14 protein-coding genes are annotated in these 15,914 nt (G+C 68.5%); 8 read left to right on the forward strand and 6 right to left on the reverse strand.

The genetic code is table 11. The annotated features are described in order from the left end of the window. From VEA62_RS04060 to VEA62_RS04090, 7 genes are all read left to right on the forward strand, one after another. Positions 1-654, forward strand: coding sequence for a baseplate hub protein (locus tag VEA62_RS04060; protein ID WP_324818743.1), 654 nt, complete (start codon positions 1-3; stop codon positions 652-654). After that, entirely contained in the window at positions 651-1,115 is a 465-nt protein-coding gene (locus VEA62_RS04065; protein ID WP_324818746.1) for an NlpC/P60 family protein, read from the forward strand. Before VEA62_RS04060 ends, VEA62_RS04065 begins: the two co-directional genes overlap by 4 nt. Continuing rightward, the gene (locus VEA62_RS04070; RefSeq protein ID WP_414641813.1) at positions 1,115-4,837 is read left to right on the forward strand and encodes a baseplate multidomain protein megatron; all 3,723 of its coding nucleotides are present in this window, start codon (positions 1,115-1,117) and stop codon (positions 4,835-4,837) included. The genes VEA62_RS04065 and VEA62_RS04070 overlap by 1 nt, the downstream gene beginning before the upstream one ends. 99 nt (positions 4,838-4,936) lie before the next feature. Next, a complete protein-coding gene (locus VEA62_RS04075; protein ID WP_324818750.1) occupies positions 4,937-5,857 on the forward strand; it encodes a DnaJ C-terminal domain-containing protein in 921 nt (306 codons plus the stop codon). Beyond that, a complete protein-coding gene (locus VEA62_RS04080) occupies positions 5,857-7,008 on the forward strand; it encodes a phosphoserine transaminase (protein WP_324818753.1) in 1,152 nt (383 codons plus the stop codon). The genes VEA62_RS04075 and VEA62_RS04080 overlap by 1 nt, the downstream gene beginning before the upstream one ends. A gap of 83 nt (positions 7,009-7,091) precedes the next feature. Next, positions 7,092-8,387, forward strand: a complete 1,296-nt coding sequence (locus VEA62_RS04085; RefSeq protein WP_324818755.1) for an adenylosuccinate synthase — start codon at positions 7,092-7,094, stop codon at positions 8,385-8,387. 77 nt (positions 8,388-8,464) lie between these two features. Continuing rightward, positions 8,465-9,271 (forward strand): response regulator, encoded by an 807-nt coding sequence (locus VEA62_RS04090; RefSeq protein ID WP_324818757.1) that lies wholly within the window; start codon positions 8,465-8,467, stop codon positions 9,269-9,271. 14 nt (positions 9,272-9,285) lie between these two features. Here VEA62_RS04090 and rpoH read toward each other — a convergent pair whose 3' ends face one another. From rpoH to VEA62_RS04105, 3 genes are all read right to left on the reverse strand, one after another. Further along, the gene (rpoH, locus tag VEA62_RS04095; protein ID WP_324818760.1) at positions 9,286-10,173 is read right to left on the reverse strand and encodes an RNA polymerase sigma factor RpoH; all 888 of its coding nucleotides are present in this window, start codon (positions 10,171-10,173) and stop codon (positions 9,286-9,288) included. 209 nt (positions 10,174-10,382) lie between these two features. Continuing rightward, on the reverse strand, positions 10,383-10,691 hold the full coding sequence (locus VEA62_RS04100; protein ID WP_324818763.1) for a GNAT family N-acetyltransferase: 309 nt from the start codon (positions 10,689-10,691) through the stop codon (positions 10,383-10,385). Between the two features lie 28 nt (positions 10,692-10,719). Next, positions 10,720-11,718 (reverse strand): RluA family pseudouridine synthase, encoded by a 999-nt coding sequence (locus tag VEA62_RS04105; RefSeq protein WP_414641814.1) that lies wholly within the window; start codon positions 11,716-11,718, stop codon positions 10,720-10,722. Between the two features lie 130 nt (positions 11,719-11,848). Between VEA62_RS04105 and VEA62_RS04110 the strand changes: the two genes are divergently transcribed. Then, positions 11,849-12,487, forward strand: coding sequence for a DUF2799 domain-containing protein (locus VEA62_RS04110; RefSeq protein WP_324818765.1), 639 nt, complete (start codon positions 11,849-11,851; stop codon positions 12,485-12,487). Positions 12,488-12,524: 37 nt separating this feature from the next. On the opposite strand, the gene VEA62_RS04115 is transcribed toward VEA62_RS04110, so the two are convergent. From VEA62_RS04115 to gap, 3 genes are all read right to left on the reverse strand, one after another. Then, positions 12,525-13,550 (reverse strand): class I fructose-bisphosphate aldolase, encoded by a 1,026-nt coding sequence (locus VEA62_RS04115; RefSeq protein WP_324818767.1) that lies wholly within the window; start codon positions 13,548-13,550, stop codon positions 12,525-12,527. 98 nt (positions 13,551-13,648) lie between these two features. Next, entirely contained in the window at positions 13,649-14,854 is a 1,206-nt protein-coding gene (locus tag VEA62_RS04120; RefSeq protein ID WP_324818769.1) for a phosphoglycerate kinase, read from the reverse strand. Beyond that, positions 14,854-15,861, reverse strand: coding sequence for a type I glyceraldehyde-3-phosphate dehydrogenase (gene gap, locus VEA62_RS04125; protein ID WP_324818772.1), 1,008 nt, complete (start codon positions 15,859-15,861; stop codon positions 14,854-14,856). The genes VEA62_RS04120 and gap overlap by 1 nt, the downstream gene beginning before the upstream one ends. Between the last annotated feature and the right edge of the window lie 53 nt (positions 15,862-15,914).

The following is a 15,914-nucleotide window of genomic DNA, read 5'->3' on the forward strand; positions in this document are numbered from 1 at the left end:
ATGCGTCCGATACCGGCAGAACTGGCGACTCGCATCGAGAGCGGAGCGTCGACCCTGTGCTATGCCTGGCTGCTGAAACGCGCCGACGGCGTAGAGGCGGGATTCACGGATCACGACCGCGATCTGGAGGTTAACGGCATCCCTTGCCTGGCCGCCAGCGGATGGACCCTCGGCGCCGCTGAAAGCTCTGTCGGCCTCGTGCCGGGCTCGATAGCCGTGGCCGGCGTCCTCGACGACACCTCGATCAGCGAAGCCGACATCGCGGCGGGCCTGTACGATCGAGCGGAGGTGGCGTTGTGGCGGGTCGATTGGCGAAGACCGGACCTGAAGGTGCGGCTGTGGGTGGCGCGGCTGGCGCGCGTACGGCGCATCGGGGACGGATTCAGCGCCGACCTGGAAGGTCCGATGGCGGCGCTGGAGCGCGTGATTGGTAGAACCTATGGCCGCGACTGCGACGCTCAGTTGGGCGACGCGCGATGCAAGGTCGATCTCGGCAGTTTCCCCGGGGTCCACTGCGACAAACGCTGGGCAACCTGCACGAACGCATTCGCCAATGGCTTCAACTTTCAGGGATTTCCCGACATTCCGGGCGATGATTTCCTGACGGCCGCGCCGGTGCAGGGCGGACGCAACGATGGCAGGAGCCGGCGGTGAGGAGGCGAGCCGTCGCGGCAGCCCGCGCCTGGCTGGGGACGCCGTATCGGCATCAGGCCAGCTTGCTGGGGCAGGGCGCCGATTGCCTCGGCCTTGTGAGGGGTGTGTGGCGTGACCTGTTCGGGACCGAGCCAGAGTCCGCGCCGCCCTATCGGCCGGAGTGGGCCGAGCTCGGAGGCGAGGAGACGCTGCTGCAGGCCGCGCGCCGCTGGCTGAAAGAGATACCGGTTGAGCAGGCGAGCGCCGGCGACGTGTTGCTGTTCCGCATGGCTCCGGGCTGTCCGGTCAAGCACTGCGCGATCATGAGCGAGGGCGCGCTGCTCGGACAGGGCGAGCCACGCATGGTGCACGCGTACTGGGGCCGGGCGGTCGTGGAAAGCTGGATGGGAACATGGTGGCGGCGACGGCTGGTGGCGGCCTTCGCGTGGCCGTCCCGCGAGACTGATCGGGAGGTCGGCTGATGGCGCAGGTTGTTCTGGGCGGGGCCGGCGGAGCGGTCGGCGGGGGTATCGGACAGAGCATCGGGGCGGCTGTTGGCGGCATGCTCGACCAAGCGTTGGTCGCTGGACTGGAGCCCGCACGCCAGAAGGGGCCGAGGCTGAAGACACTGGCCCTGCAGACGACAGCCGAGGGCGCGCCCATGGCATGCCTTTTCGGGCGCGCCCGCGTCACCGGCCAGGTGATCTGGGCGGCGCGGTTCCTGGAAGGCCGCAACACCTCGTCGGCGGGCAAGGGAGGGCCTCGCACCGTCGAGTACGACTATTCACTAAGCTTCGCCGTGGCCCTGTGCGAAGGCTCCGTCGACGGGATCGGCCGGGTGTGGGCCGACGGGCACCCGATGGACCTGACCGGCGTGACGATGCGCCTGCATCGTGGCACGGACAACCAGATGCCGGATCCGCTGATCGAGGCAGTCGAGGCGGAGGCCCCGGCGTATCGCGGCACGGCCTATGTGGTGTTCGAGGACCTGCCCTTGGGGCCGTATGGCAACCGGCCGCCCCAACTGGCCTTCGAGGTGTTCCGGCGAGCGCGGGGAGCGGATCCCGGGCTGGAGGATCGGCTGGAAGGCGTCTGCCTCATTCCTGGCGCGGGAGAGTTCGTGCTGGCCACCGACGTGGTCCTGCGGCGTGAAGGGCTTACGCGGACGACGCCGGAGAACCTCCATGCCGGCGATGGACGGACAGATTTCACCGTGTCTCTGGACCAACTGCAGGCCCAGCTTCCCAATCTGAAGCGCGTCAGCCTGGTGATCGGCTGGTTCGGCGACGATCTCAGGGCCTGTAATTGCACGATCCGGCCGGGTGTTGAGCGTCTGGACAAGCCGACCGAGCCGCTGACGTGGTCCGTCGCAGGCCTCACACGCGCCGGCGCGCATCAGATTTCGCAGAGCGGCGGCGGCCCGGCCTACGGCGGCACCCCTTCGGATGAAAGCGTGCGGCAAGCGGTAGAGGAACTGAAGGGCCGCGGCCTGGAGGTGACCTTGTATCCTTTCGTCTTCATGGACGTGCCGCCGGGCAACGGCTTGCCAGACCCCTATGGCGGTCTGGAACAGGCGGCCTACCCGTGGCGGGGGCGCCTCAAGGGACAGGATGGAGCTGGGGCGGGCGCCGACGTTGGCGCAGTTTTCGGTGAGGCGGGTGGCTGGGGACTGCGGCGGCTGGCCCTGCACTACGCGGCGCTGGTCGCGGAGACCGGGGCCGATGGGCTGTTGATCGGATCCGAGATGCGCGGCCTGACCTGGACCCGCGATGGTGCGGGCGAGTTTCCGACGATCGAGGCGTTGCGGGCGTTGGCGACGGAATGCCGGGCGATAGTGGGGGCGGGCGTGAAGCTGTCGTACGCCGCGGACTGGTCGGAGTATTCCGGCTGGCGCGACGGCGCGGAGGTAGTGTTCCACCTCGATCCACTGTGGGCCCATACGGACATCGATTACGTCGCTGTCGACTGGTATCCGCCGCTTGGCGACTGGCGGGACGGAGGCGGAGGCCTGGACAGCGTGGCTTTCGCCGGGCCGGATGATCCGGCCGCGCTGGCGGCGCAGGTGGCGGGCGGGGAAGGCTTCGACTGGTTCTACGCCTCGGCGGAGGATCGTCTCGCACAGACCCGCACACGGATTGTCGACACGGCGCACGGTGAGGACTGGGTCTTTCGGTCCAAGGATCTGAAGGGCTGGTGGTCACACGCCCACCATGACCGTCCGGGCGGGGCGCGGGCGGCGGAGCCGACAGCCTGGACGCCGGGGATGAAGCCGATCCGGTTGACCGAGTTCGGCTGTCCGGCCGTCGATCGAGGCGTGAATGCGCCGAACCTGTTCTCTGACCGCAAGAGCGCCGATGGCGGCTTGCCGCCGTTCTCCACCGGCGCCCGAGACGATCGGATGCAGCGACTGGCGCTGGAAGCGGTGCTGACCCACTTTGCGGACCCTGCCAACAACCCGGTTTCGCCCGCTTACGGCGGACCTATGCTCGAGAGCGCGGACGCCTGGTGTTGGGATGCGCGGCCGTGGCCGACGTTTCCTGCCCGATCCGACGTCTGGGCCGATGCGCCGGCGTGGCGAACGGGGCACTGGCTGAACGGCCGACTGAGCGGCGACACCCGCGATCTGGTCGCCGAAATCCTGAGGCGAGGCGGCCTTTCCGAGGCCGAGTATGAGATCGGGACGCTCGGGGGCGCAGTACAAGGTTACGTCATCGACCGGCCGATGCGCACACGCGACGCTCTGGAGCCGCTGTTGAACGGTCTGGGAGTGGTCGTGGCCGAAACCGGGGGACGGGTCGCCGTCATCGGGGACGAGCCGGCCGCGCTGGCGTTGACGTCGGAACGACTGGCGCTGCCGGCGAACGGCGCGAGCGTGCGGGCTGACCGGTTGCTCGAGCCCCGACCGGGCACGGCGCGGGTGCGTTTCATCGACGGCGCCGCCGACTATCAGACCGGCTCAGCTGTCATCCGGACGACCGGCGAAGGCGGCGGTCTCGACCTTGACCTCCCGGCCGTCTGTTCGCGGGCCTTGGCCCTGGCCGCCGCGGCGCGAGCGCTGGAGACAGAACGTGACGATCGGCTGACGGTCGCGCTCGGAACGCTCGAGGCCTTGGCGCTGGAGCCGGGCGACACTGTTCAGGTGGACGGCGATACCCGCGACTGGCGGGTGCTACGGCTGGGCTTGGATGAGACGCCTTCGGCCGTCCTCGAACCGGTATCGACGGTGCGCCTCGGCGAGGATGACGGAGCGCCATCCACGGGACGGCCAGCGGCAGTGACCGGCGCGCCGTTCTTCCGGATGATCGATCCTCCGCCGCTGTTCGGCGCAGAGGGCGACCGGCGGCCGATCGCGGTCGTCGCCGGGGAGCCGTGGCGCCCGATGCGCGTGTTCGCCGGACCAGAGGCGATGAGCCTGACAGCGCGCGGCGACGTGGAGGAACCCGCCACCGTTGGCGTCCTTGTTTCGAATCTGGCCTCCGGCGTGCGCCATCGCTGGGACGCGGCTAACGTCCTCGACGTCCGGATCGAGGGGCGGGCGCCGGAAAGTCTGTCGACCGCCGCAGTGCTGGCCGGTGGAAACGCTCTCGCCCTGGAGACCGCTTCCGGCTGGGAGATCATTCAGTTCCGGGCCGTCGAACTGATCGGTGATGAGGTCTGGCGCCTGACGTGCCTGCTGCGGGGCCAGCAGGGGACGGAGGACGCGATGGCGGCGGGTGCGGAAGGCGGGGCGCTCGTCGTGTTTCTTGCCGACGGACTTCGGCGGATGGAGTCTCCGGGCGCCGAACGAGGTCTGCCGCTGATCTGGCGAGCAGGTCCCGCAGGGACACCGCCCGGAGGCGCGGGCGTGAGCCAGACAGCGTTCACGCCCTCAGGTCGCCACGACCGACCGTGGAGTCCGGCTCACCTGCGCGGCAGGATGCGCGACGACGGCGGGTTCGATCTGACCTGGCTGGCCAGGACGAGGATCGACGGGGATCGTTGGGATGGGGAACTGGCGGTTTCCGATCCGCCGCGATACCAGGTTCGTGTGCTCGCCGGCGGGGCCGTGATCCGGGCGTTCGAGGCCGGGGCCGGGTTCGCGACGTACGCAACAGCTGACGTCACCACCGATTTCGCCGGCGGCCTCGTGGATGCCGAGGTGGCGGTGGCCCAGTGGGGTGATGGCTACGGCTGGGGCGCGGAGGCTCGCATCAGACTGGCCTGATCGCCGCTGCCGAGGAGAATTGGAGCGCCCGGCTTTGCGCTCCGATGCGAATGCCCTAACTGACTGGTCGGACTTGGCGCGGCAGGAGCGGACTCGAACGTGGCGGGCGATCCCTACAAGGAACTGGGCGTTTCGAGGGGCGCGAGCGCGGACGAGATCAAGAAGGCGTTCCGCAAGCTCGCCAAGGAACTGCACCCCGACAAGAATCCCGGCAACCGCGACGCGGACGAGCGCTTCAAGCGCGTGACGGCCGCGTTCGACCTGCTGGGTGACGCCGAAAAGCGGGCGCGGTTCGATCGGGGCGAGATCGACGCGGACGGACGTGAGCAGTTCTCAGGCTTCGGCGGTGGCGCGAGGGGCGGGCCGGGTGGGCATCCGTTCGGCCAAGGTGGCGCCCAGCGCGGCGGTTTCGAGAACATCGACCTGGACGAACTTTTCGGCGGCATGTTCGGCGGCGGCGCCCGCGCCGGTGGAGCGCGGGGCGGGTTTTCCTCGCGCGGGGCGGACGTCAAGGCGACCCTTGAGATCAGCCTCGAGGACTCCATCTCGGGCGCGACCCGGCGCATCCAATTCTCGGACGGCCGCACCCTCGACGTTACCATTCCGAGGGGCGCCGCGGACGGCCAGACGATCCGGCTGCGGGGGCAGGGCGCGCCCGGCGCGTCCGGCCGGAGCGAGGCCGGCGATGCGCTTATCACGCTGAAGATCGCGCCGCACCCGGTCTTCCATCGGGACGGCGCGGATCTGACCATGGATCTGCCGGTGACGCTGCCCGACGCCGTGCTTGGCGGTAAGGTCCCGGTGCGGACTCCCGAGGGGACTGTCAACATGACGATCCCGCCCGGCTCCAACTCCGGCAAGGTGCTGCGGCTGAAAGGCCGAGGCGCCTTTGTCGCTGCAAGGCGCGGCGATCTATTGGCCAAGCTGATGATCCAGTTGCCGGACAGCCCGGACGACGGCTTGACGAAGCTGGCGCAGGAGATGCGGGACAAGGGCGCCTACCGCCCATGGCGGGATTGATGTCAGGAAAGCCGAACTCGAAACCGGAGCGGCCGTGGTTCTCGTCCGGGCCGACGGCGAAGCGGCCGGGCTGGTCCAGCCAGGCCATTCCGCATGAACTGCTCGGTCGCGGAATCCGTGCCCCTGAGGTCGTGGAGCGGTTCGCTGAGGCCCTCCGGCTAACACGGGACCTGCTGCAGGTTCCGACCGACTGGCGGCTGGTCTATGTGCCGGGATCCGACACGGGGGCCGTCGAGGCGGCCATGTGGTCGATGCTGGGCCAGCGACCGGTCCAGGTGATGGCGTTCGAGAATTTCGGCCAGGTCTGGGCGACCGACCTCCGCGACCATCTGCAACTCGATCCTGAAATCCTCACCGCCAGGTGGGGCCGCTTTCCCGACGTCGCCAGGGTCGATCCCGCCAAGGATCTGGTCCTCCCGTGGAACGGAACCACCTCGGGCGTGAAGGCGCCGGCCGGCGACTGGATTGCGGCGGATCGCGAAGGCCTGGTGATCTGCGATGCGACCTCGGCCGCCTTCGCCATGCCGCTGCCGTGGGAAAGACTGGACGTGGTGACCTTCAGCTTCCAGAAGGCGCTCGGCGGGGAAGCGGGCCTGGGCATCGCGGCCCTGTCGCCCAAGGCGGTCGAGCGGCTGGACCACTACACGCCGCCCCGGCCCATCCCCAAGGTGCTGCGACTCAGGAACGGCGAAGGTTTTGACGCGACGCTGGCCACCGGCTCTATGATCAACACCTTCTCGGTCTGGACAATCGAAGACTGGATCGATGGCGTAGAGTGGGGCCTGTCGATCGGAGGCCTCCCGGCCTTGGTCGCGCGGACCGAGGCCAATGCCGCCTCGCTCGACTCCTGGGTCAGGCGCACGGACTGGATCGACTATCTTGCAGAGGACCCGGCGACCCGGTCGACCACCTCCGTCTGCCTGAAATTCGTCGACCCGCGGGTGACGGCGATGGACGAACCTGCACGACAGGCGCTGGTGAAACGGATCAAGGCGCTCGTCGAAGCTGAGGGCGCTGCGTTTGACATCGAAAGTCACCGCAACGCGCCGGCGGGTCTGCGCATCTGGTGCGGCTGCACCGTCGATATGGCCGACATCGAAGCGTTGACGCCCTGGCTCGATTGGGCGTTTGAAACTGCTCTCGCCGATTAATCGGCCCGTTGGGACGACATCGGCCGATTCCCTCGCTATAGGCTGCGCCCGCATTCCGAAGTCCCGGTAGCGGAGAAATCGTCTTGGCGAACGTTGCGGTGGTCGGCGCCCAGTGGGGTGACGAGGGCAAGGGCAAGATCGTCGACTGGCTGTCGAACCGGGCGGACGTTGTCGTGCGCTTCCAGGGCGGCCACAACGCCGGCCATACGCTGGTCGTGGACGGCAAGGTTTACAAGCTGGCCCTGCTGCCCAGCGGCGTGGTGCAGGGCAAGCCGTCGATCATCGGCAACGGCGTGGTCGTCGATCCCTGGCACCTGGTCGGCGAGATCGAGAAGATCGTCGCCCAGGGCATCGCCATCAGCCCCGAGGTGCTGATCGTCGCCGACAATGCCTGTCTGATCCTGCCCATCCACCCGGCTCTTGACGTCGCCCGCGAAGCGGCGGCGAGCGCCCCGGGCGCCCGGATCGGCACGACCGGGCGGGGTATCGGTCCCGCATACGAAGACAAGGTCGGGCGGCGCGCGATCCGCGTCTGCGATCTCGCCAGCGCCGAGGACCTGAAGGTCAAGATCGAGCGCCTGCGCGCGCACCACGATCCGCTCAGGGCCGGCCTCGGCCTCGAACCGATCGATCCGGAGGCGCTACTGCGCCAGTTGCTGGAGATCGCGCCGAAAATCCTCCCGTACGTTCAGCCGGCCTGGCGCGTCCTCGACAGAGCGCGTCGCGACGGCAAGCGGGTGCTGTTCGAGGGCGCCCAGGGGGCTTTCCTCGACGTGGACCACGGCACCTATCCCTATGTGACCAGCTCCAACACGGTCGCCGGTCAGGCCGCTGCGGGCGCGGGGATCGGCCCCCGCGGTGTCGGCTATGTGCTCGGCATCGTGAAGGCCTACACGACCCGCGTCGGCGAGGGGCCGTTCGCCTGTGAACTGGACGACGAGGTCGGCCAGCATCTGGCGACGGTCGGCCGCGAGGTCGGCGTCAATACGGGTCGGGCGCGGCGTTGCGGCTGGTTCGACGCCGTGCTGGTGCGGCAGTCGGTAGCCATCAACGGCATCGACGGCATCGCCTTGACCAAGCTCGATGTCCTCGACGGCCTGAAGACGCTGAAGATCTGCACCGGCTACCGCATCGGCGGCGAGGTGCTGGACTATCTGCCCTCGAGCCTGAAGGATCAGGCGGCGGCTGAGCCGGTCTTCGAGGAGCTGGAGGGCTGGAGCGAAAGCACTGCCTCGGCACGCAGCTTCCGCGACCTCAACGCAAACGCCATCAAGTACGTCCGTCGCATCGAGGAACTGATCGGCGCCCCGGTGGCCCTGCTGTCGACCAGTCCCGAGCGGGACGACACCATCCTGATGCACGACCCATTCCAGGGCTGATCGTCGGCCCGGTTCAGCGTTCAACGGGTCTTAACCGGCCAGGGTTAAGGATCGCGGCCCTGTCTGGAGGCTGCGTCTTGTTTGCTGTCGATCCTCGCGTTCTGGCGAAGCTGGCGCCGGTGTTGAGGCGGGTTCTGGTCGTCGACCCGAACCCACACGCCGCGCGTTTGCTGACCGAGATCATCAAGGGCATGGGCGCGGGCGAGATCGTTGTGGAGGCGAGCGAGCCGCGCGCCATGAAGGCTGCGGCGGAGCTGGAGCCAGGCATCATCTTCACCGAACGCAACGGCGACAACCTCGACGGCGAGTCGCTCGCCCGATCCCTTCGCCGATCGAGCTTCGCCTGCCGCCGGGCGCCGATCATCATGGTCACCGCCGACGCGACGGCCAGCACGATCCTCGGGGCTCGCGACAGCGGCGTACACGAATTCCTTCGCAAGCCGTTCACCAGCGCCGACCTGCTGAAGCGGGTCGAGAACGTCGCCCTGAAGCCTCGCGACTGGGTCGAGGCCGTCGGCTATGTCGGACCCGACCGGCGCCGTTTCAACTCGGGCGAATTCACCGGAGACCGCAAGCGGCGGGCGGACAAGCCGGCCAGCGGCGCCGCGGCCATGGCGGCGGCGAAGGATCAGGCCATGCGCATTCTCGCGGCCGCCCTCGATCAGTTCGACAGGGATCCAATGCAGGCGGTGCGGGCCATTCGCGAGCAGGCCGCAACGCTGAAGTCTCTGGCCATGAAGGCGTCCGACTCACGGCTCGCCGTGGCCGTGGGCGCTCTGGAGGTCACGTTGGCCTCGGGCCCGCCCTGCAAGGCGACGCTCGCCGCGCCGATCGGCTCGCTGCTGGCCATGGCGCCGCCCGAGCCGATGAAGCGGGCAAGTTGAAACCGGTCGACTGATCAGGCGTCGACCAGGTTCCGCTCTTCGGCGGCGGCGCGCATGGCCTTCTGCAGCTTCTCGAAGGCGCGGACCTCGATCTGGCGCACCCGCTCCCGCGACACGCCGTACTGGCCCGCCAGCTCTTCCAGGGTAACCGGATCGTCCTTGAGGCGCCGCTCGGTCAGGATGTGCTTCTCGCGATCAGTCAGCTCCTGCATGGCTTCCTCGAGCAGGCCCATGCGGATCGACTTCTCCTCGTCCTCGGCCAACTGGGTCTCTTGTGAGACGGCGGTGTCGTCGGCCAGCCAGTCCTGCCATTCGCTCTCGCCGTCGGCGCGCAGGGGCGCGTTCAGCGAGGCGTCGCCGCCGAGGCGACGGTTCATGTTGGTGACCTCTTCCTCCGACACGCCCAGCTTGGTGGCGATGGCGGAGAGGTGTTCCGGACGCAGATCCCCTTCCTCGAAGGCCGAGATCTGGCTCTTGGCCTTGCGCAGGTTGAAGAACAGCTTCTTCTGCGCGGCGGTCGTGCCCATCTTCACGAGCGACCAGCTGCGCAGGATGTATTCCTGGATCGAGGCGCGAATCCACCACATGGCGTAGGTCGCCAGCCGGAAGCCCTTGTCCGGGTCAAATTTCTTGACCGCCTGCATCAGGCCGACGTTGCCTTCGGAGATCACCTCGCCGATCGGCAGACCGTAACCGCGGTAGCCCATGGCGATCTTGGCCACGAGGCGAAGGTGCGAGGTCACGAGGCGGTGGGCGGCCTCCGGATCTTGGTGCTCGGTCCAACGCTTGGCGAGCATGAACTCCTCGTCCTTCGCCAGCATCGGGAATTTGCGGATTTCAGTCAGGTAACGCGAGAGTCCCTGTTCAGGCGACATCACCGCGAGCGATCTAGCTACAGCCATCTGGTCCCTCCGACCGTGTATACAAGCGGGCCCTGCGGAGACGGCCACCCAAATGTGCGCCGACGCCTCACCCCTCAACCGGTGAGATAGGGTCGGGTTTCCGCATTTGTCAGAGGCGGATCGTCACACAGAAGCGTGACCGTTGCCCCGGCGCCACTGCACCGAATGAGCGAGTGTATAGCGCAGAGTGCGTCCTTAATCAAGACGGACTAGGCAAGCCCCAGGATCTGGCGGTACGTCGGGTGCACGACGTCGGCCTGCTCAGGATGCTTTTGCAGCCAGGCCGAGAAGAAGGGGCAGACCGGCAGGATCAGCAGGTTTCGGCTCCGGGCGTCATCGATGACGTGCTTCGCCAGCCGACTGGCGATCCCCCGACCCTCCAGCGCCTCGGGGACGAGGGTTTCGGTAATCATCAAGTTTCGGTCGGAAAGGTTGTAGACGACCACCGCCACCTCGTCGCCGACCGGCAGTTCGTAGCGATGGCTCTCGGCGTTGTCGCGGATGTCGGCGTCGGCCATCGCGGGTCTCCTGAATGGTGGGTCAGCGTCACAGCTCGGCGAGTCGGCGCTCGAGCTCCGCCATATCATTCGGCGGTGGGGTCTCGAAACGCAGCGCCTCGCCGGTCACCGGATGGACAAGGCCGAGGACGGCTGCGTGCAGGGCCTGTCGCTTCAGCCCCGCTTCGGCGATCGCGGCGCGCACGGTCGCGGCGGGGCTACCCGAGCCGTAAACCGGATCCCCGAGGATCGGGGCGCCCTTCGAGGCCAGATGCACACGGATCTGGTGGGTCCGGCCGGTGTGCAAGGTGCAGGCGACCCGCGCGGCCAGCGGGGCGCCGCCGGCCTTGGCCGGGAGCCCGAACGTCCGTTCAACGACGTAATCGGTGACCGCTTTGCGGCCGCCGCTCCTGAGCACCGCCATCTTCTTGCGGTCCGAGGAAGACCGTCCGATCAGGGTCTCGATCCGGCCCTTCGGGGGACTGGGCGCGCCCCGTGTCAGGGCTACATAGGTCCGCTCGATGTCGTGGGCCGAGAACAGGGCGGACAGACCGGCGTGGGCCCGGTCCGTCTTGGCGGCGACCATCACCCCTGACGTGTCCTTGTCGAGCCGGTGCACGATCCCCGGCCGGGCGACGCCGCCGATGCCCGACAGCGAGGTTCCGCAATGGGCCAGCAGGGCATTGACCAGGGTTCCGGTCTCGCAGCCCGGGGCCGGATGGGCGGCCATGCCGGCGGCCTTGTCGACGACGATCAGGTCCGCGTCCTCGTACAGCACGGTCAGCGGAATGGCCTCGGGCAGGGGTATGGCCGACACCACGGGCGGGACCGCGATGGCGTACAGTCCCGGCAGGGCCTTGGCCGAGCCGCCCGAAACCGGTTCCCCATCCCGGCTGACGACCCCTTCCGCCAGCAGCGCCTGTAGCCGCGCCCGGGAAAGGGTCGGAAAGATCTCCGCCAACGCCTTGTCCAGCCGCGTCCCGCCCGCCTCGAGCCGGCCCTCCAGCACCGTCGCCTCGTCGTCTTCGATCAGGGGGTCGTCGGACACTGCGCGCTCCGCCGCCGGGACAGGCGGTCACCGATCTAGCACGTCGCGACGGCGCGCGGGCAAGCCCGCCAGCTTGGCTGTTGGGCAGATTTGGGTCATGGTGAACACGGGTGTCTGGGGAGACGGGACAATGAGACTTCTGATCATCGCGGCGGCGGCCGGTGGGGCCGCGCTTGCGCTCGGCAGTTGCGCGACCATGAGCGCCGAGCAGTGCCTGGCAGGAGACTGGTCGGGCCAGGGCTATGTCGACGGCCAGTCGGGCCTGACCATGAGCCGCCTGGACGACTATGCCGAGGCCTGCGCCGAGCACGGCGTCACGCCGGACGCCGCCGCCTATGCGGCGGGCCGCAGGCAGGGCCTGGTCTACTACTGCACGCCCGCCAAGGGCTTCGAGGTCGGGCGCACCGGCTCGGGCTATGCCGGGGTCTGTCCCTCCGAACTGGAGGCGGACTTCATGTACGCCTATCGCGACGGCCAGGTCGTGCACGCCGCCGAACAGGCGCTGGCCAACGCCCGCAGCCGGGTCGACAGCCTCGGCTCACGGCTCGAGGAGCTGGACGACAAGATCACGGCCAAGCAGGCCGAAGCCCGGGCGGAGGGCCTGACCGACGAGCAGCGCGAGCAGATTCGCAACCGTATCCAGGAGATCCGCCGCGAGCGCGCCGACACCGAACGCGACTGGCGCCGCGCCCAGGACGAGATCGACGACGCCGAGCGCGACGTCCGCGACGTCCGCTGGCGCTTCCGGGATCAGTACGGCAACTGGTGAGCAGGCGGCCGGTGCGTCACGCGCCGGCCCCCAGGCGTCAGGCCGCCTTCTTCTCCAGCTTCTTCTCCCACTGGCCCAGCGAGGCGAGGCCGTTCATGCGTGCGCGGTGGTGGAAAGCCGCCTGGCAGGCGACGGCGTTCTCGGCCTTGCCGGCCCAGGCCCGCTGAGGTGCGGCCTGTAGCGCGCGGCCGTAGGAGAAGGTCATCTTCCACGGGAAGCCGCCGATGCGGTTCATGGCGTCGAGGTGCGCAGTGGCCTGCTCGTCCGTTTGACCGCCGGACAGATAGGCGATGCCCGGCACGGCCGATGGCACGGTGGCCTTCAGCGCGGCGATGGTGCGCTCGGCGACCTCATGGACCTTCGCCTGACGCACGCTGCCCTTGCCGGAGATGACCATGTTCGGCTTCAGGACGATGCCTTCCAGCGCCACGCGCTGTTCGTAGAGTTCCTGGAACACCGTCTGCAGCACCCAGCGGGTGACCTCGTCGCATTTGGCGATGTCATGTGCGCCGTCCATCAGGACCTCGGGCTCGACGATCGGCACGATCTGCTCCTGCTGGCAGATACGGGCGTAGCGGGCGAGGGCGTGTGCGTTGGACTTGACGCAGCCCCAGGTCGGGATGCCGTCGGCGATATCGATGACGCCGCGCCATTTGGCGAACCGCGCGCCGCGCTCGTAATGGGCGCGCAGCCGCTTGGACAGGCCGTCCAGGCCCTTGGTCACGGTCTCGCCGGGGAAGCCGGCCATCTTGGTCGCGCCCTTGTCGACCTTGATGCCCGGGATCGAGCCTGCCGCCTTGATTATGTCGACCAGCGGCGTGCCGTCCTTGGCGTCCTGGTACAGGGTCTCCTCGAACAGGATCACGCCCGAGATGTGCTCGCGCATGGTCTGCTCCGAGCGGAACAGGCATTCGCGATAGTCGCGGCGGTTCTCTTCGGTGTTCTCGACCCCGATGGCGTCGAAGCGCTTCTTGATGGTCCCCGTGGACTCGTCGGCCGCCAGAATGCCCTTGCCGGGCGTGACCATCGCCTCGGCCACCGCGTTGAGCGCCGCCAGATCCATCGAGTCCTCCTGAGCTTTGTGTTTGGGGGTGATCTAGCCCTCTCAAGGCCCAAAGTCACGCATTGTTACAGCGGCTTGGCCGGCGTCCGGCGCGAGTCTCAGGCCCTCAGCGCCTCCACTCCGGGCAGGGGCTTGCCCTCCATCCACTCCAGGAAGGCTCCGCCGGCGGTGGAGACGAAGGTCATGTCGTCGGCCACGCCCGCGTGATGCAGCGCCGCGACGGTGTCTCCGCCGCCGGCCACCGCCACCAGCGCTCCCGACTTGACCAGCTGGGCGGCGGCCTGCGCCGCCTTCACGGTGCCTGCGTCGAACGGCGGCACCTCGAACACGCCCAGCGGTCCGTTCCAGATCAGGGTGCGCGACAGGGCCATGGCCTTGACCAGCTTCTCGACCGTCAGAGGGCCGGCATCGAGGATCTTCTCGTCGTCGCCGATCTGCTCGCGCGCCAGCACGGTGCGGGTCTCCGCCCCCGGCTTGACCTCGGTCGCCACCACCACGTCGATCGGCAACAGGATCTCGCACCCCTTCGCCTCCGCCTCGGCGAGGATCTCGCGGGCTGTCTCGGCCATGTCGCGCTCGGCCAGCGAGCCGCCGATGTCCACGCCTTGGGCGAACAGGAAGGTGTTGGCCATGCCGCCGCCGATGGCCAAGCGATCCAGTTTGCCGACCAGGTTCTTCAGCAGGTCCAGCTTGGTCGACACCTTGGCGCCGCCGACGATGCCCAGCACCGGCTTGGCCGGATTGCCGAGCGCCTTGTCCAGCGCCTCCAGTTCGCGCCGCATCGACTCCCCGGCGTAGGCCGGCAGCCGCCGCGCCAGCCCCTCGGTCGAGGCGTGGGCCCGGTGCGCCGCCGAGAAGGCGTCATTGACGTACAGGTCGCCCAGTTCCGCCAGCTGCGCCGCGAAGGCCGGGTCGTTCTTCTCCTCCCCGGCGTGGAAACGGACGTTCTCCAGCAGCACCACCCCGCCCGCGTCGACATCGGCGATCATCGTCTTCGCCTCGTCGCCGACGCAGTCCTCGGCGAACCGCACCGGCGCGCCCAGCAGCCGCTCCAGATCGTCGACCACCGGCCGCAGGCTCATCGACGGAACGCGCTGCCCCTTCGGCCGGTCGAAATGCGCCAGCAGCGCCACCTTCGCCCCGGCGTCGCGCAGCTTCTCGATGGTCGGGATGGCCACCCGCAGCCGGGTGTCCTCCGTCACCTTCCCGCCCTCCATCGGCACATTGAAGTCCACGCGCACCAGCGCGGTCTTGCCGGCGAGGGAGGGGGCGTCGTCGAGAGTGCGGAAGCTCTTCGCCACCATCAGAGGAACTTCGCCATCACAAGCGCGGTATCCGCCATCCGCGTCGCGAAGCCCCACTCGTTGTCGTACCAGCTCAGCACGCGGGCCAGCTTGCCGTCGACCACCTGGGTCTGGGGCAGGGCGGCGGTCGACGAGGCGGCGATGTGGTTCATGTCCATCGACACAACCGGATCGGTGGTGGTGTGCAGCACCCCCTTCATCGGGCCGTCGGCGGCGGCCTGAAGCGCGGCGTTGATCTCGTCGACCGTGACCTCGCGGCCCGCCACGACCTTCAGGTCGACGACCGAAACGTTGGGCGTCGGCACCCGGATCGACGAGCCGTCCAGCTTGCCCTTCAGCTCCGGCAGCACCAGGCCGAGGGCCTTGGCCGCGCCGGTCGAGGTCGGGATCATCGACAGGCCGGCGGCGCGGGCGCGGTACAGGTCCTTGTGCATCGTATCCAGCGTCGGCTGGTCGCCGGTGTAGGCGTGGATCGTCGTCATGTAGCCGCGCTCGATGCCGAACAGGTCGTTCAGCACCTTGGCCACAGGCGCCAGGGCGTTGGTGGTGCACGAGCCGTTGGACACGACGATGTCGTCGGCGGTCAGGGTCTCGTGATTGACCTTGAACACGATGGTCTTGTCGGCCCCGTCGGCCGGCGCCGAGACCAGCACCCGCTTCGCGCCGGCCTTCAGATGGGCCGAGGCCTTATCCTTGGAGGTGAACAGGCCGGTGCATTCAAAGGCGATGTCGACGTTCAGATCCTTGTGCGGCAGCTCATCCGGATTGCGGATCGCCGTCACCTTGATCTTGCCGAGGCCGACGTCGATCCAGTCCTCGCCGCTCTCCACCGTGCCCGGGAACCGGCCATGCACCGAGTCATACTTCAGCAGGTGGGCGTTGGTGGCCACCGGGCCCAGATCGTTGATCGCCACCACCTCGATATCGCGACGGCCATGCTCGACGATCGAGCGCAGGACGAGGCGGCCGATACGGCCGAAACCATTGATGGCGACGCGAACGGTCATGAGGGCGGTCTCCTGGAGCGGGTGTTGTCGTTGGCGCTTCAATGGAACCGGCG

The sequence above is a fragment of the Brevundimonas sp. genome, assembly GCF_035627475.1.
Classification (GTDB): Bacteria; Pseudomonadota; Alphaproteobacteria; order Caulobacterales; family Caulobacteraceae; genus Brevundimonas.

Bases quoted from the DNA above. Each gene is read 5' to 3' on its own strand.
- VEA62_RS04060 (WP_324818743.1), top strand. From the start codon at position 1: ATGCGTCCGATACCGGCAGAACTGGCGACTCGCATCGAGAGCGGAGCG.
- VEA62_RS04070 (WP_414641813.1), top strand. From the start codon at position 1,115: ATGGCGCAGGTTGTTCTGGGCGGGGCCGGCGGAGCGGTCGGCGGGGGT.
- VEA62_RS04080 (WP_324818753.1), top strand. From the start codon at position 5,857: ATGTCAGGAAAGCCGAACTCGAAACCGGAGCGGCCGTGGTTCTCGTCC.
- rpoH (WP_324818760.1), bottom strand. From the start codon at position 10,173: ATGGCTGTAGCTAGATCGCTCGCGGTGATGTCGCCTGAACAGGGACTC.
- VEA62_RS04100 (WP_324818763.1), bottom strand. From the start codon at position 10,691: ATGGCCGACGCCGACATCCGCGACAACGCCGAGAGCCATCGCTACGAA.
- VEA62_RS04110 (WP_324818765.1), top strand. From the start codon at position 11,849: ATGAGACTTCTGATCATCGCGGCGGCGGCCGGTGGGGCCGCGCTTGCG.
- VEA62_RS04115 (WP_324818767.1), bottom strand. From the start codon at position 13,550: ATGGATCTGGCGGCGCTCAACGCGGTGGCCGAGGCGATGGTCACGCCC.
- VEA62_RS04120 (WP_324818769.1), bottom strand. From the start codon at position 14,854: ATGGTGGCGAAGAGCTTCCGCACTCTCGACGACGCCCCCTCCCTCGCC.
- gap (WP_324818772.1), bottom strand. From the start codon at position 15,861: ATGACCGTTCGCGTCGCCATCAATGGTTTCGGCCGTATCGGCCGCCTC.